Below are 16,992 nucleotides of genomic sequence, written 5' to 3'. Positions count from 1 at the left end.
ATGGAGGGGCCCGATGTCATCACCCACGCACGACGCCCTGCGCACGCCCGTCTGGGCGCCGCCCGCCGGGAAACCGCCGCTGCCCTCACGCCTGATGAGGGCGACCTGGCGCAACCTCCCGGCCCGGCGCCACGACGTCGGCCTGGAGGCGGGAACGGTGGTTCCGGCCGCCGACGGCAGCCCGCTGATCACGGATCACTACTTCCCCCGCGCGGCGGGCGACTTCCCCACCCTCGTCGTGCGCTCGCCCTACGGCAGGGGCCTGCCGTGGTCGCCCATGTACGGCGTGCTCTTCGCCGAACAGGGCTTCCACGTGATCCTGCAGAGCTGCCGCGGCACCGGTGGCTCGGGCGGCCGGTTCGGCTCGTGGCGCAACGAGGCCGCCGACGGCCGGGCCACGGTGTCCTGGCTGCGGGAGCAGCCCTGGTTCAACGGGACACTGGGCACGATCGGCCCCAGCTACCTCGGCTATGTGCAGTGGGCGCTCGCCCTGGACCCGCCGCCGGAGCTGAAGGCGATGGTGGTGCAGGTGGGCCTCCACGATCCCCACGCGTTCTTCCACGCGGGCGGTGCGCTCAACCTCGAGAACGCGCTCGTCTCCGGCGTCGGCATGGCGTACCAGCACCAGGGACTGGCCCCCATGCTGAAGGCGACGCTGCGCCTGCAACGCCGCCTGCGCGAGATCACCACCGCGCGGCCGCTGCGCGGCGCCCACGCGGCCGTCTTCGGTGAAGTGCCCTGGCTGGACGACGCGATGACCAGCACGGACGCCGACGATCCGCACTGGCTCGGCACGTCCATGGCCGAGGCGGCCGAGCGGCCGGGCGTGCCCGTCGGCCTGGTCACCGGGTGGCACGACGCGCTGCTCGACCAGACCCTCGAGCAGTACGGGCGGCTGCGTCGGGCCGGCCGCGAGACCGCCCTGCTCGTCGGGCCCTGGACCCACACCTCCGCGTTCCAGCGGGGGTGGCCGGAGGTGTTCGCCGAGAGCCTCGCGTGGCTGCGCGCGCACCTGTGCGACGACCCCTCAGGCCTGCGCCCCACCAGCGTGCGCGTGCACGTCGGCGGCCACGACGCGTGGCGGGACCTCGACGACTGGCCGCTGTCCCCGGCCACCGCGTCATGGTTCCCCGCCCCGGACGGCCATCTCATCCGACAGGCACCCACCGACGCCGCGCCGCTGGCGAGCTTCCGCTACGACCCGGCCGACCCCACCCCGTCCGTCGGCGGCCCCCTCCTCTCCCGGGGCGCCGGCGCCCGCGACAACGGCGCCCTGGAGGCCCGGGAGGACGTCCTGACCTTCACCGGCCCGCCGCTGACCGAGCCCGTGGACGTCCTCGGCCCGGTCTCCGCGCGGCTGAGCGTCTCCACGGACACCGGACACGCCGACGTCTTCGCCCGGCTGTGCGACGTGGACGCCCAGGGCCGCTCCACCAACGTCTGCGACGGGCTGGTGCGGCTACGGACCACCGGCCAGGCGCCCACCCGGGTCACCGTGCCGATGAGCGCCACCGCCCACCGCTTCGCCGCCGGCCACCGCATCCGCTGGCAGATCAGCGGAGGCGCCCATCCGCGCTACGCCCGCAACCCCGGCACCGGCGAGTCGCCGGTCGACGCGACCGACTTCGTACCGGTGCGCATCACGCTCCACGCGGACTCGGAGCTGATGCTTCCCCGGCGTCAGCCCACTTCGTAGTCGAAGGTGTAGGGGACGGACGGTTCGCCGTGCCGGGCGACGAAGCTGCCGGTTCCGCGCAGCCCGGTCAGCTCTCCGGTGCCTGTTCCCGGAACGACCTCGAAGGCGCAGTGCACGGTGCCGTCGTCGTCGAAGGAGCCGCGCTCCTCGACGACGAAGGTGCCGTCGCGCCCGTCGACCCGGCCGGTCAGCACCTGCATGCCCGTGAACGTGCCGGTCTTGTCCGTGGCGTAGGCGATGGTGTACTCGCAGGTGGTGTCGGCGGCCTCGATGCCGCCGGAGAAGGTGTTGACGACGGAGGCGTGGGCGAGCCGCGGGCTCGTCTCCCTCGCTCCGACCGTGCGTTCTTCCCAGGTGGCGAAGGTGAAGTGGCCGGTGGTCGTCCGTACGGGCATGACTGTCCTCTCGATCGGCATGGAGACCGCACGGGCTTTCGCGTGCGGTGTGTGATCAGCCTGGCCCTCGTACCTGACATCTCCTGTCAGGTATGCGGAACAATGGCCGCCATGCGCGCCGACCGGCTTCTGTCCCTGCTGTTGCTGCTCCAGAACCGCGGGCGGATGACCGCTCCCGAGCTCGCCACGGAGCTGGAGGTGTCGGTCCGCACGGTCTACCGCGACATCGAGGCGCTCGGCGCGTCGGGGATCCCGGTCCGCGCCGACCGCGGCCCTGCCGGCGGCTACCGCCTGATGGAGGGCTACCGCACGCGGCTGACCGGCCTCACCGACGCCGAGGCGGGCGCGCTGTTCCTCGCCGGAGCGCCCGGGCCGGCGCGCGACCTGGGCCTGGGGGCGGTGCTGGCGACCGCTCAGCTGAAGCTGCTGGCCGCGCTGCCGGCCGAACTGGCGGAGCGCACGAGCCGCATTCGGGACCGCTTCCACCTGGACGCGCCGGCGTGGTTCCGGGACGCCGACCCGGTCACGCACCTGGCGGCGGTCGCGCGGGCGGTGTGGGAGCAGCGGGTGGTGCGTGCGCATTACCGGCGCTGGAGGGGCGAAGTGCACAGGGAACTGCACCCGCTCGGCATCGTGCTCAAGGCCGACATCTGGTACGTGGTGGCGCTCGCGGACGGGGCCGTGCGGACCTACCGGATATCGCGGCTCGTGACCGCGGAGGTGACGGACGAGACCTTCGAGCGGCCGGCCGGATTCGATGTGGCCGCCTATTGGGAGGAGTCCTCCCGGCGCCTGGAGAGCGCCCTCCATCAGGAGACGGCACGCCTGCGGATCTCGCCCGTGGCGCAGCGGCTGCTGCCCGTACAGTTCGGCACGGCGGGCACACGGGCCCTCGAGAGCGCCGGGCCGCCGGACGACGAGGGATGGGTGCGGGTGGACATGCCGGTCGAGGCCCGGCCCGTCGCGGTCGGCGACCTGCTCAGGCTCGGCGCGGAGGCGGAGGTACTGGGCCCGCCCGAGCTGCGGCAGGCCATGGCCGATGCCGTGGCCGTGCTGGCCCGTCGCTATGCGGCGGCGTCCTGAACCCGGCCATCGCGTGCGCATCGGGAGGGCGTCAGTCGAAGTACGCGACCAGACGGACGCCGTCGCCGCCGAAGCGCCCGGCAAGCGCCCTCATCACGGCGAATACGTGCTCCCACCCGGTCCCCGGCCCCACGGCGTCCCGAACGTCACGCCCGCCCGCCGGAGCGGCGTCCATGTCGAGCCGGTCCAGTTCCGCCCACGTCACCCAGGTCGGGCTGTGCACTGCCGGGTCGATGCCGCGAGCCTTGTCGAACTCTTCCTTCATCTCGGGCGACACATCCGCCGGCAGCCCCCGCCCGGCGGCGAGCGGATCCCAGCCGGCGCTGTTGCGGACACCGAAGAGACAGGCGAACGCCGCGTAGTTCTGGTCGGAGTACAGCGGATACAGATCCATGGCGTGATGCCACGGCGCCCACTCGTACCAGTCCTCGTCGGCGCATGGATTCCGAACCTCGATGCAGCCGTAGATGTCGGTGCTCATGGACGCAGGGTAGGAGGGCGGTCAATGCTCTGACCAGCCAATTCCCTTCCTGCCCTCCTTGCCGCTCAGGCCGCGAGGGCCGCCGCGGTGGCGCGGGCGAAGGCCTGGGGGTTGTCGAGCATGATGTTGTGCCCGCAGTCCGGGACGGGGACGACGGAGACTCCGGCTTCGGTGAGCGCGTCGGCGCCGGGGAGCGGGCCGTCGGCCTCGGGCAGCAGGTAGGTGCGGGGGATCGGCAGGGTCAGCAGGAGTTCGCGCATGGTGGGCACGGTCGCGCGGACGAGGTGGGTCGCGCTGCGGTGCAGGGCCTCCCGGCCGGCCAGGCGCATGGTGGACCACCAGTGGGAGCCGGCCCGGTCGCGGACCTCTTTCCAGCCGCCCTCCAGGAATTCCTGTTCCGAATACGCGGCGATGCCACTGCTGCCGCCCGCGCCGGGCACCCGCGGGAGCGGGTCGAGGTTGGCGTCGACCAGGACCAGGCGGGAGACCAGGTGGGGATGGCGGGCCGCCAGGACGACGGCCACGGAGCCGCCCATGCTGTGCGCGATGAGCTCGGCGCCGGTGACGCCGGCCGAGGCGAGGGCCTCGGCGAGGGCGTCGGCGTGCGATTCCAGGGTGTAGTCGAAGCCCGTCGGCCGGTCGCTGATGCCGTGTCCGAGCAGGTCGATCAGCAGCGAACGGCGGCCGGCCAGCAGGGGGTGCACAGCGGCAGCGGTGAAGTAAGCGGGCGAGGTCGCGCCCAGGCCGTGCACGTAGACACGGGCCGGTTCCTCGCCCGGCAGTTCCACCCAGCGGATCTGGTCACCGTCGGCCGTCACGGTGGCGGTACGCACAGCCTGTTCCCCCTGCGTTCAAGATCAATGGTGAGATGAGAGCGTAGTGGGAGACAGGTCCAGCCCGAAGGGCGGGCCCGGTCGCGTGGGGGTCCATCCCCGGGCGAGCGCGGTACGGATGTGCTGAGCGACGTCGGCGGGCAGGACCGGGGCGGCCGGTCTGCCGAGCCGGTTGCCGGGGTGCGGTCGGTCCGTGGTGACAACAAGCGTCGTCCCGTTCCGGTCGGCGCGCTCGACGGCGTAGGTGCAGGGGGACCAGCACAGCGCCTGGCTGTAGGTCGGCCTCCGGCGGAGTCGCCATCGGTAGGTCACCCCGTCCACGACGATGCGTCGTGAGCCCTTCCTCACCAGCGCCATTGTCTTCCCCCCTCCTCCGGTTCGGTGGGAGGGTAGCGCCCCGGGCAGGCCGGCTGCCGGGGGTTTTCCGCCCGGCGGTGCGTCAGGCGTCGAGTGTGATGCCGTTCTTGGCCTCCTCCAGCGCCTCGTCGGAGGGCATGCCGCCCTGGTTCGCCGTGGCGAGGGCCTGGTTGAGGTCGACGAACGGGCGCATGCGCGCCTCGTAGCGGTCGAAGGCCGCCGTGTGGTCACCGGCCGCCCTGCCGAGTTCGGCGGCCAGGACGTACGCGCCGACCAGGGCCAGGCTCGTTCCCTGGCCGGAGAGCGGCGACGCGCAGTAGCCCGCGTCGCCGGCCAGCGCCACCCTGCCGGTGGACCACCGCTCCATGTGGATCTGGGCCATCGAGTCGAAGTAGAAGTCGGGCGCCTGGCGCATGGCCTCCAGCAGTCGCGGGGTCTCCCAGCCCATGTGGGCCAGTCCGGCGGTCATGAGCGCCTTCTGCTGCTCCGTGTCGCGGCGGTCGTACGCGATCGGCTCGGACCGGAAGCCGAGCGTGGCCCTGAGCTCGCTGTTGTCGCGCACCGGGTAGAGGCAGTAGGTCGCCGAGTCGTCGTTGAGCCAGATCTGCCAGTTGTCGAGCTCGAGGAAGTTGCGGGTGCTGAAGACGGTCACGTAGGCGCCGAGGTGCCGGATGAACCGCTCCTCCGGGCCGAAGGCCAGCCGTCGGACCTTCGAGTGCAGGCCGTCCGCGCCCAGCACGAGGTCGAACGTACGGTCAGGGCCCTGCTCGAAGCCGGCCCGCACGCCGTCGGGCCCCTCGTCGAGGCGGTCGAGGGAGTCGCCGAAGAGGAACTCCACGCCCGCGTCGGATGCCTGGCGGTACAGCAGCATGGCGAGGTCCTCGCGCAGCAGCTCGATGTCCGCGCTCTCCAGCAGGCCGCTGCTGTACGTCATTTCGGTGGAGCGCCACAGCTCCTCGCCCCGGCCGTCGAGCATCGCCATGCCGCGCATCCGCGTGCGGACGCCGCGCGCCTCCTCCAGGACGCCGGTCCGGTCGAGGACGTCGAGGGCGACGCCGCGCACGTCGATGGCCTGGCCGCCGGGGCGCACGGCGGGGGCCCGCTCGACGACGGTGACGGCGAAGCCGTTGCGGCGCAGCCAGTAGGCGAGGGTGAGGCCCGCGACGCTGGCGCCGGACACGAGGACGTTCTGCATGAGGATCTCCTTCTGAGACGCTGTACGCCACTGAATGTACAGCGTACATACAGGCTTGCAAAGCGCCGTTTTAGCAGGCTGTAGCAGTACAGTTGCCGACCTCGAGCATGTTTTCGCTGCTAGTCTCTGTACTAGGACAGCAAGAAGGGACCGGCCGTGACCGAGAAAAACGCTCCGCCGTATCTGCGCATCGCCGCCGAGCTGCGGCGGCGCATCGCCGAGGGCGAGCTCGCTCCGGGTGAGCGCGTGCCGTCCACCCGGCAGATCGCCAAGGAGTGGAACGTCGCGCTCGCCACCGCCACCAAGGTGCTGACCACCCTGCGCCAGGAGGGCCTCGTACGGGCCCAGCCGCGGGTCGGCACGGTGGTCGCGGACGCCCCGGAGCGCGCGCCTCACCCGGCCCGGCCGCCCCGCGCGGCGGCGCCGCCGGCCGCGTCCGACGGCGAGCTGACGCGTGAACGCGTCGTCCGCGCGGCCGTCGGCATCGCCGACGCGGAAGGGCTCGCCGCGCTCTCCATGCGGGGGGTCGCCGCACGGCTGGGCGTCGCCGCCATGTCGCCCTACCGGTATGTGAACAGCAAGGACGACCTGGTCTTCCTCATGGCCGACGCCGTCCTGGCCGAGGCGCACTACCCCGCCGACGCTCCATCACACTGGCGCCCCCGCCTGGAGGCCGGCGCCCGCTCGCTCTGGGCGCTGCACCGCGCCCACCCCTGGCTCGCGCAGGTCACCCCCCTGACCCGCCCGCTGGCCCTGCCGCACCTGATCGCCTACTCCGAGTGGATGCTCGGCGCGCTCGACGGCCACGGCCTGGACCCGGCGACCATGCTCAACCTGAACGTACTGATCTACAGCTACGTCCAGGGCACCGCCGTCCACCTCGAACGGGAGGCCCAGGCGGCCGGCGCCACCGGGATGTCCGAGGACCAGTGGATGGAATCCCAGGCCGCCGCCTTCGACGCCCTCGTGGCCTCCGGCGCGTACCCGACGTTCGCCAAGGTGACCGGATCGTTCGACGACGGCGGCTACGAGCTGCGCCTCGACGAGGTGTTCGAGCTCGGCCTCACCTCGATGCTCGACGGACTGACCGCGCTGATCGACGGGTGAGCCCGTTCCTCGCCGAACAGAAAAGCCCGGGCCGGCCCCCGTCGTTCGCAGGGCCGGCCCGGGTGTCGCGGTGTTGGTTACGGGGCCATCTCGTACGCCCCGGACAGCGCCTCGACGCGCTCCCAGACGCGTGCCGAGCGGGCGTCGTCGACGACCGGGCGGCGGACCGCGCCGAGCGCCCAGCTCTGCTGGGCCTCGGTGGCGGAGTCCTTGCCGTGCAGCTCGACGGCGTGCGCGGAGAAGTCGCGGACGAGGACGGCGAACAGCTCGTCGAGCACGTCCTCCTCGAGGCCGGTCAGGCGCGCCTGCTCCAGGATCAGCTGGCCGTGCACGACGAGCGCGAACAGCTGACCGATGGCGAGGAGGAGGTCGAGGTCGCGGCTCTGCTCCTCGTCGGGGGCGGCGGTGGTGACGAACTCGCACAGCGCGTCGGCCTGCTCGCGGAAGCGGCCGACGTTGGGCACGTGGGCGTACGCGTCGTAGGCGCCGCGCCAGTCGTGGAAGCGGATGGAGCCGAGGCCCCGGGCCGGGCCCTGCCGGAAGAGGAACTCGTCGTCGGCCGCGTCGAGGCGGGTCGGCACGGGCGCGTACTCCGCGGGGTTCAGCAGGTGGTTGCCCATGAACTTGAGGATCAGCGCGAGGTTGACGTGGACCGTGCCCTCCAGCTTCGGCAGGCCGCGGATCTCGGTGGCGGCCTGGGCGAAGTAGGTGTCCTTCTCGAAGCCCTTGGCCGCGATGACGTCCCACATGAGGTCGATGACCTTCTCGCCCTCGGTGGTCACCTTCATCTTCGTCATGGGGTTGAAGAGGAGGTAGCGGCGGTCGTCGGGGCCGGCGGAGCGGAAGTAGTCGACGGCGCGGTCGCTGAAGAGCTTCATGCCGACGAGGCGCACGTACGCGTCGGTCAGCTCGCGGCGCACGTGCGGGAAGGCGGTGACGGGGCGGCCGTAGAGGATGCGGTTGTGCGCGTGGGTGACGGCCTCGTACATCGCGTGCTCGCAGATGCCGATCGCGCCGGTGCAGAGGTTGAACTTGCCGACGTTGACGGTGTTGAGCGCGGCGTCGAACGCGGCGCGGCCGGTGTGCAGGACGTCCTCGGCCGCGACCGGGTAGTTCTCGAGGCGGAACTCGCTGACGTACTTCGACGAGTCGACGACGTTCTTCACGAGGTGGTACGCCTCGTGGCGGCTGTCGGCGGCGAAGAAGACGTAGCCGTCGGGGCCCTCGACGTCGGTGCGGCGGCCGAAGACGGAGACGAGACCGGCGGCGTTGCCGTTGCCGATGTAGTACTTGGAACCGCTCGCCCGGAAGCCGCCGTCGCCGTCCGGCTCCAGCAGCATGTCGGTGGAGTAGATGTCGGCGCCGTGGGCCTTCTCGGACAGGCCGAAGGCGAACACCTCGCCCTGGGCGAGGAGTTCCGCGGCGCGGGCGCGGGCGGCGGCGTTGTCGCTCTGCCAGACCGGGCCGAGGCCGAGGATGGTGACCTGCCACGCGTACCAGTAGTCGAGACCGTAGAAGCCGAAGATCTCGTTGAGGGCGGCTATGCGGGCCGTGTCCCAGCGCTTGTCCTCGTGCCCGTCGGCGGCGGAGGCCGGCGTCAGGAAGGTGGCGAACAGGCCCTCCTTCGCCGAGAAGGCGAGGAAGTCCGCCAGCCAGGCGCGGGAACGGTAGTCCTCGATCAGCTTGCGCTTGCCGCGCTCCTCGAACCAGTCGACGGTGGCGCGCAGCAGCCTGCGGGTCTCGGGGTCGAAGTGCGCGGGGTCGTAGGTGCGGGGGTTGAACAGCAGCGGGTCGGCCATGGGAGTTCGCCTTTCCGGCTTGACGGTCGAAGGTGGCGGTTGACGATGGGGTTCAGCGCTCGGCACGAAGCCGGTGGAGGGTGGCGAGGACGTCATCGAGCCAGGCGAGCGTCATCCGCTCGTACGCGATGCCGCCGCGCAGCACGACGTGCTGGAGCTCCCGCCCGACGTCGTCGGGTAGTGCGGGAGCCTCGGGTCCGGTGAAGTCACGCCGCTCCCCGGCGAGGTAGTGCGCGAGCCGGTCGGTGTGCACCTGGTAGTGCCGCTCGACCTCGCGGATCAGCGCGGCCGGGTCGTCGAAGGCCGCGCCGCGGATCTTCACGGCGAGGTCGTGCCGCACGCTCTCGGGTTCGATCGGCTCGTGCAGCCACTGGGAGAGGGCGGCCCGGCCGAGGGCGGGAACGGAGTATTCCTTCTTGTCCGGCCTGCCCTGCTGCGGGACCTCGCGGACGGTGACCCAGCCGTCGCCCTCCATCCGCTTGAGGACGCGGTAAATCTGCTGGTGGGTGGCGGTCCAGAAGTAGCCGATGGACCGCTCGAAGCGCCGGGCCAGCTCATAGCCGGAGCCCGGCTTCTCCAGCAGAGAGACGAGGATCGCGTGCTCGAGCGCCATGACCCCGGATCTTTCTATGCAACTCGTTGCATAGACAAGAGGCACGGCCCGGGTGAGACACGGCTCACCCGGGCAGGCCTGCCGTGCCGCGGCCTCGAGGACCGGCCGGCCTAGGCCGCGTTCTCCAGGGCGCCGGCCTCCATGACACCGGCCTCGAGGGCGTCGGCCCGCTGACGGAGCTCGGCGGCGATCTCGTCCCAGTCGGGACCGTGCAGGTGAAGGCTGTCCGCCGCCTCGCGCATCAGCGCCGGCTCGTCGGGGCGCTGGAGGAGGAGCAGCCGGTAGGCGAGATTGCGGATCCACACGGGGAGGCGGCCCTCGACCACGTGCGGGCCAAGTCCACGCAGCATGGCGAGGATCGAGTCGGCGTCGGCGAAAGTCAGCTCTTCGACGAAGTTCTGCTCGTGGTGGGCGCGGCCGCAGGGAGGTACCGGCAGATACGCGTCGTCGTAGAGGCACCGGGCGTGCTCGGTCAACGTGATGTGCATGATCGAAAGCCTAAGGTTTCTTGATCCACAAGGCGGAATCCCGGGGCGCCGCTGTGCCTCAGCTCTCACGCCGGGCCATGCGCGAGGGGCGCAGCTCCCGTGCGGGTGCTGCGCCCCTGGCGCGTTCTGTGCGGGTCGCGTCCGGATCAGTACGCGGAGTTGACGTTGTCCATCGAGCCGTACTTGTCGGCCGCGTAGTTACAGGAAGCGGTGATGTTGGCGACCGGGTCGTAGATGTCCCAGGACGTGCCCTCGACGTGATACGCCTTGAACGTCGGGTCGATGATCTGCAGCAGACCCTTCGACGGCACACCGTTCACGGCATTGACGTCCCAGTCATTGATCGCACGCGGGTTACCGGTGGACTCACGCATGATGTTCCGCTTGATGCCCTCGTACGAGGCAGGAATGCCCTTGGCGCGCAGGACGTCCAGCGACTCGCTGATCCAGCCGTCCAGGTTGTCCGCATAGGCCTTCTTCACCGGAGCAGCCGGCTTGGCAGCGGGCTTGGCCGGGGCCGGCTTGGCGGCAGGCTTGAGGGCCTTGCGGGCCTCGGAACGGCTCGCACGCTCGGCGTCCGCCTTGGCCTTCGCCTCCTGCTTCACGGCGGCACCGGCCTTGACCTGCGCCTGCGCGGCAGCAGCATCCACGGCCTTCGCCAGCTCAGCGTCCTGCGTCACACCGAACTCCTGAGCGCTCAGCGCCACCGGCTTCACACCCGCACTGTGAGCATCCGCGGCCGAGGCCTGCGGAACCAGGGCGAACGTCAGAGCGGCGGCACCAGCAGCGGTCACCAGACCGGCAGCGGAGAACTTATGGGCCTTGGACAGAGCGGTATAACCGGAGACGGTGGAACGCATAACGAGCTGAACCCTTCCAATCGCTTACGTCGCAATGGCCGTCAATGGCGCAAAGAAAGAGCGCCGTTTCTCGGTCGACGGCGCCGTGCGACTCCGCAATTGTTAGCGGCGCGAAAACCCGCTGGCAAAGGTGTGACCTACGGCGAAACGCCGTATCCGGCACCCGACAAGCGAGCCGAAATGCCGGAATCAGGCCTGCGCGCCAACTACCCACATTCGTATGTGACCCAGGCCCCATGAGGGGCCTCACATCCGACGCCCTCTTTATTCACCCCGGGTGAGCACTCGTGTACGCGCACGGCTCGTCCTCACCGGGGGCTCGTCACCGGACCGCCAGGCGTCAGCCGCGGTGGCGGGCCGAGCGGCGGCGCATGGCCAGGAACAGGGTGGCGCAGCCGGCTGCCAGGACCCCGGCGCCGCCGATGGCCAGCGCCGTCGTGCGGCTGTCGCCGCCGGTCTCGGCGAGACGCCCGCCCTGGGCGGCCGGGGCATTGGCGGCCTTCACCGCGGAGTGGGGCTCGTGCCCGTCCTTGACGTGGCCGCCCTCACCGTGACCGCCCTCGCCATGTCCGGCCTGGCCGTGGCCGGCCTCACCGTGTCCGCCGTCGTCGGGCCCGTCGCCGCCGTGTCCGCCGTGGTCGACCGTCGACTTCGCGGCGTCCTCCGCGATCTGCTCGTCGCTGGGGGCGGACGCGGCGGGCGCCGGCGCCAGTGCCTTGGTCGCCGGGGTCTTCCCGCCGAAGTCCACGTCGGAGCAGGTGTAGAAGGCCTCGGGGCTGTCGGATCGCTGCCAGATGCTGTAGATCAGGTGTCGGCCGGACTTCTTGGGAACCGTGCCGCCGAAGACGTAGCTACCCGCGTTCAGGGTGGGGTTGGTGACCTTGGCGAACGGCTTGGCCTCCAGGTCCGACCACTTCAGCGGCTTCTTCGGGTCGTAGCCGTCCTTGGTGATGTACAGCTCGAACGTGCCGCGGTGCGGGGCGGTCGCCCGGTAGCGGAAGGTGTGCTTGCCCGAGGCGAGCTTCGACCCCGGCCAGTCGGCGCGCGGCAGGTCCAGGCCCTTGTACTTGGCGCGTCCGGCGCTGCACAGCTTGCCGTCCGGGATGATCTGGCGGTGGCGGCCGGCGGCGTCGCCGATGTTGACCTCGTTCCAGTCGTAGAGCGGCTGGGTGCCGCCGGCGGCGACCATCGCCTTGCAGGCCGCCGAGCGCGGATGCTCGGGCCCTTCGGCGAAACACGCGGACACCCGGCTGACCGGGTCCGTCATCGAGCCGTGGGCCCCGGCCGGTCCGGCGGCCAGCGCGGTGAGCGTGAGCGGGGCGAGGCCGAGCAGAGATATCCGCAGGGCGGTGTGACGCATGCGCATGAGGGGTCTCCTTGTGGGTGAGGGGGATGCCCCGCACGCCGGCCGTTCGGTGGGGGGTGCCGTGCGTGCGGGGCAGTGTGGGGGGGAGGGTGGGGATGGTGAGGGGGAAGGGGCCGCGTGTCAGCTCTGGCGGGCCGCGAACGCCTTGGTGAAGGCGAAGGGGTCCTGCCGGATCGAGCTGCAGGTGGCCGACGCGGAGTTCTGCGGGCCGCCCGGGCACGGCTTGTCGCGCGCCGCCGACCACATCGACAGCCACCCCATCCGCTTGGTCCGGGCGAAGCGCGCCAGCTGCGACGCGTCGTCGACCGTGAAGACCTCGGCGGCCACGTCGTTGACGCCGATCATCGGGGTGACCGCGACGGCCTTCCACGCAGCCGCGTCGCTCAGTCCGAGTACGCCCTTGACCTGCGCCTGCGTGGCGGTGGCCGCGTCGATGGCGTACTGCCCCATGTCGCCGTTGAAGGACGAGCCGTAGTCCATCGCCATGATGTTGACCGTGGAGACGGCGACGCCGTTCTTCTTGGCGTTCCCGACCAGGTCGACGCCGTCCTGGGTGAGCCCGCTGGGCATCACCGGCAGGGTGAAGGAGACGTCGAGGCCGGGGTGGCTCTTCTGGAGGCGGGCGATGGCCTGGGCGCGGCGCGTGTTGGCGGCGGTGTTGGGCAGCGCGGCGCCCTCGATGTCGAAGTCGACCTTGGTGAGCTTGTACGTGTCCACGACCTTGCCGTAGGCGGCGGCGAGTTGGTCGGCGGAGGAGCAGGCCAGGCCCAGTTCGGATCCGGCGGCTCCGCCGAAGGAGACCCGTACGTCGCCGCCCGCCTGGCGCAGCTTCCCGATCTGCTGGGCGACCGCGTCGCTGCCGAGGTCGGTGACGCCGCCCCACTTGGGGGTGCAGCCGCCGCCGGAGGTGATGAAGGCCAGGTTGAAGTGCTTCACGCCGGTCTTCTCGGCGGTGCCCAGCAGGTCGTAGGCGGGGTAGAGGGAGGTGTCGACGTACGGGGCGAAGCCGGCGTCCGCGCCACCGGGGGCCGGGGTGGTCGGGGTCGGGGTCGGCTGCGGCCGTGTCGGGGTGGGCGTGGGCTCGGTGGGCCGCGGCTCGGGGTCCTTGTCCGCGGAGCACTTCGCGCCGTTGATACGGCAGTTGGCCAAGGCGGTGGGCGCACTGCCGCCGGTCGCGACGAAGCCGACGGTCACGGACTTGCCGGGGGCTATGGTCGCGTTCCAGCTCTCCGGCTCGACGGTGACGCTCCGGCCGCTGACGGTGTGCTTGCCGTTCCACAGGGAGGTGATCTTCGTCCCGGCCGGGAGGTCGAACGTCAGCTTCCAGTACGGCAGTTCCTTGTTCGTCGTGTTGGTGAGGACGTACTGCCCGGTGAAGCCGCCCGACCAGGAGCCGGTCGTGGAGAAGGCCGCGCCGACCGAGGCGGCCTGGGCCGTGCCGGTGAGGGTGAACGCGGCGCCCGTCGCGATCGCCGCGGCGACGACGATGCCGGCCGCCTTCGCCTTGCGGCTCGGTCGTCGGCGGTGTGCGGAGGAACCCATGCGCGTGCCTGCCTGTTCTGACTGGGGGGTAGGTACGGGCGGCACGCTAGCGAGAGCGAATGGCGCAAATCGCCGAATCGCGGTTCCGGGGCGGGTTCTTATGGCGGGGTTAAGGAAGAGCTAATCGGGGCCTCAGGTAGGGCGGTTGTGACACCCCTCCTGCCTGGGGTCGGGCGGGTGAGTCATCCGTGGCCGTCCGGGTGCGTCCGCGATGTGACGCCCCGGTTGGCTCCCGGTTTGGCTCCCCGGGAGCCAAGGACGGTCACTTCCTCCGCTGCTTGGCCGGCTTCTCCTTGGCCTTCTTCAGCTCACGCTCAAGCCGCTTGACCTGGCCTGGGCGGTCCACCCGCCCTGACCCATCTCCTGGTCACTGCGACTGTTCCAGACGCACGGCAGTAACAAATTCGCCGATGGCTGACCAATAGTCATGGAGGTCCGTGAAAAAGACGCGGGGGTCTCGCGAGCCTGCTGCGATGGCCCCCAAGGTCTTGTAGATGCGTCCTGACGTCGCGAAGACCCTGTCGCTGGCCTCGATTGTCGCAGCGCTGCGCCCGTCGAGAGCCACGACTTGGTAGCTATGACGAAAGGGCCCGAAGGCCACCCGCAACTGTCCTCGGTGCTCTTCGAGGACGGTCCGGCGCCGCTCACGGTCGTTGATGTTCAGGATGGCCGGCGTCTGCCGGTACTCGACGCCCATCAGGTGAGCTTGCTCGATGAAGGCGAGGTACGAAGACCGTGTCAGTTCATGTCGTCGTGCTTCACGCTGAGCTGCTGCCGCTACCTCTGCCTGCAGTTGTGCAGCTCGCGTGTGCCCACGACTGGTGACCCAGCTTGCGAGTACGGCCGTGGCGCCGGTCAGGGCTGCCACCCACAGTCCGCTGTCCCCCACACTGTTGAAGTGTGGCCTGTTGCCTTCGCGACGGAAAGACCGTCGGCCGCGCCTTCCGGGAGGGATGAGTGCGGCCACGGCCCAAAGACGGTCCAGGCGAGCGAAAACCCGCCCTGACCTGCACAGTTCTTAAGGACGTGCCCGGCCGCGCCGTACCCGGCGGCGGCGCTCGCGGTGACGGGTGCCTCCCCCGTCCGGGGAGAGCCACACCCGTACCTCCGTGCCGCCGAGCACCGACCGCCCGATGCGTACGTCCCCGCCCGTGGACTCCGCGACCCGGCGCACGATGTCCAGGCCGAGGCCGGTTGATCCGGGGCCGCCGTCGCCGTGGCCGCGGCGCAGGGCGGCGTCGGGGTCCGCGATGCCGGGGCCCGCGTCGGAGACGAGCACGATGACGGCGTCCTCGCTGTGGTGCACGTCAACCGCGAAGGCCGTGCCCTCGGGGGTGTGCCGGAAGACGTTGCCGAGCATCGCGTCCAGTGCGGCGACGAGTTCGGGACGGGCGACGGGGACCCGTACGGTCTCCTCGACGCCTGCGAGCCGTACCGTGCGGCCCTCGTCCTCGGCGAGCGCGGACCAGAAGTCCATCCGGTCGCGGATCACTTCGCAGGCGTCGCAGCCGAGCGCGGGCCGCTCGGTGCGCTCGCCCTGTTCGCGGGCGGCGCGGATCAGCTGGTCGACCTCGCGTTCCAGCTGCTCGACGGCGGCGCGGGTCTGGTCGGCGGCGGGGCCCTCGCCGAGGGAGGCGGCGTTGAGGCGGAGGACGGTGAGCGGGGTGCGCAGCCGGTGCGAGAGGTCGGCGGCGAGCTCGCGTTCGTTGGACAGGAGCCGCACGATCTTGTCGGCCATGGAGTTGAACGCGACGGCCGCGGCGCGGAGTTCGGCGGGTCCGTCCTCGCGGACGCGTACGCCCAGCCTTCCCTCCCCGAGCTCGGCGGCGGCCTTGGCGAGCCGCTCGGCCGGGCGTACGAGGCGCAGGCCGAGGCGGTCGGCGGTGGCGAGGGAGCCGGCGATCAGGCCGAGGCCGACGCCGGCGAGGATCACCCAGGAGGTGGTGACGCCGTTGCCGACCGCGCGGTGCGGCACGTAGACCTCGACGACCGCGAACTCGCCGGTGCTCAGGGCCGTCGGCTGGAGCAGGGCGTAGCCGCCGGGCACGGAGGTGATGGCGGACCGGCCGCGGCGGGCGGTCTCCACGTCGCGCGCCCGGGCGCGGCATCGTCCGATGTCGAACGCCTCGTGGGCGTCGTCCGCGTCACGGGCGTCGGCGGGCGTCCCGTGGCGTGTGCCGTCGCTGCCCGGTACGTGGACGGCCATGCGTCCGTCGCCGCCGGCCTGGGAGCTGGCGACGGCCCTCTCCAGCTGGGCGCGGTCGGTGGTGATGGCGAGTGCGGGCCGTATCTGGGCCGCCTGCCGTTCGGCGTCGGCGAAGGCGCGGTCCCGGGCCAGTTCCTTGACCACGAGTCCGAGCGGCACGGCGAAGGCCAGCACCACCATGACCGTCACGGCCAGCGACACCCTGACGAGCGCCCATCTCACGCCTGCTCCATGAGTGCCTCCGGAGGCACCGGGGGCGGCCCCTGCGGCGGCTCGAGCTTCACCCCGACCCCGCGGACGGTGTGCAGGTAGCGCGGGCTGGCGGCGGTTTCGCCGAGCTTGCGGCGTAACCAGGACAGGTGCACGTCGATGGTCTGGTCGTCGCCGTAGGACTGCTGCCAGACCTCGGCGAGGAGTTCCCTGCGGGGTACGACGACGCCCGGGCGGGCGGCCAGGTAGGCGAGCAGGTCGAACTCACGGCGGGTCAGGTCCAGGGTGGTGCCGTCCAGTTCCGCCAGCCGGCGCAGCGGATCGACCGACAGGCCGCCGACGCGCAGCGCGCCGGACGGCGCCGGTTCGCCCGTCGTCGTGCCGCCCCGGCCCGCCCGGCGCATCACGGCGGCCATGCGCGCGGTCAGGTGCGCCACGGAGAACGGCTTGACCAGGTAGTCGTCGGCGCCGTCGGTGAGCAGCCGGATGATCTCCGCTTCGTCGTCCCGTGCGGTGGCCACGATGACCGGTACGTCGGTGATGCCGCGCAGCATCTTCAGCGCCTGCGCGCCGTCGAGGTCCGGCAGTCCCAGGTCGAGGATGACCAGGTCGAAGCCGACCTGCGCCACTTCGCGCAGCGCCTCGAGGGCGGTCCCGACGCTGCGTACCGTGTGCGAGGCCTCGGTCAGCTGACGGATGAGGGCCGAGCGCACGAACGGATCGTCCTCGACTACGAGCAGTCTTGCCATGGGCGGCACCGT

At 71.4% G+C, this 16,992-nt stretch carries 17 protein-coding genes; 3 read left to right on the top strand and 14 right to left on the bottom strand.

The genetic code is table 11. The annotated features are described in order from the left end of the window. Nucleotides 1-13: 13 nt before the first annotated feature. Complete coding sequence (locus IE295_RS08265) at nt 14-1,696, top strand: CocE/NonD family hydrolase (protein WP_190062850.1); 1,683 nt, start codon at nt 14-16, stop codon at nt 1,694-1,696. On the opposite strand, the gene IE295_RS08260 is transcribed toward IE295_RS08265, so the two are convergent. Next, nucleotides 1,681-2,091, bottom strand: coding sequence for a DUF3224 domain-containing protein (locus IE295_RS08260; RefSeq protein WP_190062849.1), 411 nt, complete (start codon nt 2,089-2,091; stop codon nt 1,681-1,683). The two genes, IE295_RS08265 and IE295_RS08260, sit on opposite strands and share 16 nt — an antisense overlap. A 111-nt stretch (nt 2,092-2,202) precedes the next feature. Between IE295_RS08260 and IE295_RS08255 the strand changes: the two genes are divergently transcribed. Further along, on the top strand, nt 2,203-3,174 hold the full coding sequence (locus tag IE295_RS08255; RefSeq protein ID WP_190062848.1) for a helix-turn-helix transcriptional regulator: 972 nt from the start codon (nt 2,203-2,205) through the stop codon (nt 3,172-3,174). 31 nt (nt 3,175-3,205) lie between these two features. Here IE295_RS08255 and IE295_RS08250 read toward each other — a convergent pair whose 3' ends face one another. From IE295_RS08250 to IE295_RS08240, 4 genes are all read right to left on the bottom strand, one after another. Then, entirely contained in the window at nt 3,206-3,655 is a 450-nt protein-coding gene (locus IE295_RS08250; protein ID WP_190062847.1) for a hypothetical protein, read from the bottom strand. Between the two features lie 65 nt (nt 3,656-3,720). Next, nucleotides 3,721-4,488, bottom strand: a complete 768-nt coding sequence (locus IE295_RS08245) for an alpha/beta fold hydrolase (RefSeq protein WP_190062846.1) — start codon at nt 4,486-4,488, stop codon at nt 3,721-3,723. Between the two features lie 24 nt (nt 4,489-4,512). Then, nucleotides 4,513-4,845 carry a hypothetical protein gene (locus IE295_RS33365; RefSeq protein ID WP_224323622.1) on the bottom strand — a complete coding sequence of 111 codons (333 nt, stop codon included), beginning with the start codon at nt 4,843-4,845 and terminating at the stop codon, nt 4,513-4,515. Between the two features lie 82 nt (nt 4,846-4,927). After that, nucleotides 4,928-6,040, bottom strand: a complete 1,113-nt coding sequence (locus IE295_RS08240) for an FAD-dependent monooxygenase (protein ID WP_190062845.1) — start codon at nt 6,038-6,040, stop codon at nt 4,928-4,930. A 156-nt stretch (nt 6,041-6,196) separates the two neighbouring features. Here IE295_RS08240 and IE295_RS08235 point away from each other — a divergent pair, with 156 nt between their 5' ends. Next, nucleotides 6,197-7,147, top strand: a complete 951-nt coding sequence (locus tag IE295_RS08235) for a TetR/AcrR family transcriptional regulator C-terminal domain-containing protein (protein ID WP_190062844.1) — start codon at nt 6,197-6,199, stop codon at nt 7,145-7,147. 77 nt (nt 7,148-7,224) lie between these two features. Here the strand turns inward: IE295_RS08235 and IE295_RS08230 are convergent, their stop codons facing one another. The 9 genes from IE295_RS08230 to IE295_RS08190 form a co-directional block, all read right to left on the bottom strand. Beyond that, nucleotides 7,225-8,946 carry an acyl-CoA dehydrogenase family protein gene (locus tag IE295_RS08230; protein WP_190062843.1) on the bottom strand — a complete coding sequence of 574 codons (1,722 nt, stop codon included), beginning with the start codon at nt 8,944-8,946 and terminating at the stop codon, nt 7,225-7,227. A gap of 52 nt (nt 8,947-8,998) precedes the next feature. Next, the gene (locus tag IE295_RS08225) at nt 8,999-9,559 is read right to left on the bottom strand and encodes a PadR family transcriptional regulator (protein WP_190062842.1); all 561 of its coding nucleotides are present in this window, start codon (nt 9,557-9,559) and stop codon (nt 8,999-9,001) included. Between the two features lie 110 nt (nt 9,560-9,669). Next, nucleotides 9,670-10,047 carry a hypothetical protein gene (locus IE295_RS08220; protein WP_190062841.1) on the bottom strand — a complete coding sequence of 126 codons (378 nt, stop codon included), beginning with the start codon at nt 10,045-10,047 and terminating at the stop codon, nt 9,670-9,672. Nucleotides 10,048-10,193: 146 nt separating this feature from the next. After that, nucleotides 10,194-10,907, bottom strand: a complete 714-nt coding sequence (locus IE295_RS08215) for a transglycosylase SLT domain-containing protein (protein WP_190062840.1) — start codon at nt 10,905-10,907, stop codon at nt 10,194-10,196. A 340-nt stretch (nt 10,908-11,247) separates the two neighbouring features. Next, nucleotides 11,248-12,273 (bottom strand): lytic polysaccharide monooxygenase, encoded by a 1,026-nt coding sequence (locus tag IE295_RS08210; protein ID WP_190062839.1) that lies wholly within the window; start codon nt 12,271-12,273, stop codon nt 11,248-11,250. Between the two features lie 120 nt (nt 12,274-12,393). Beyond that, on the bottom strand, nt 12,394-13,815 hold the full coding sequence (locus IE295_RS08205) for a glycoside hydrolase family 18 protein (protein WP_190062838.1): 1,422 nt from the start codon (nt 13,813-13,815) through the stop codon (nt 12,394-12,396). Between the two features lie 367 nt (nt 13,816-14,182). Further along, complete coding sequence (locus IE295_RS08200) at nt 14,183-14,683, bottom strand: hypothetical protein (protein ID WP_190062837.1); 501 nt, start codon at nt 14,681-14,683, stop codon at nt 14,183-14,185. Nucleotides 14,684-14,833: 150 nt separating this feature from the next. Beyond that, on the bottom strand, nt 14,834-16,243 hold the full coding sequence (locus IE295_RS08195; protein ID WP_190062836.1) for a sensor histidine kinase: 1,410 nt from the start codon (nt 16,241-16,243) through the stop codon (nt 14,834-14,836). Next, nucleotides 16,240-16,980, bottom strand: a complete 741-nt coding sequence (locus IE295_RS08190; RefSeq protein WP_190062835.1) for a response regulator transcription factor — start codon at nt 16,978-16,980, stop codon at nt 16,240-16,242. The genes IE295_RS08195 and IE295_RS08190 overlap by 4 nt, the downstream gene beginning before the upstream one ends. Between the last annotated feature and the right edge of the window lie 12 nt (nt 16,981-16,992).

This window comes from Streptomyces griseocarneus (assembly GCF_014655595.1).
Taxonomy (GTDB): domain Bacteria; phylum Actinomycetota; class Actinomycetes; order Streptomycetales; family Streptomycetaceae; genus Streptomyces; species Streptomyces griseocarneus.
The sequence above is the reverse complement of the archived record's forward strand: the minus strand, read 5'-3'. Positions and strand labels throughout refer to the sequence as shown.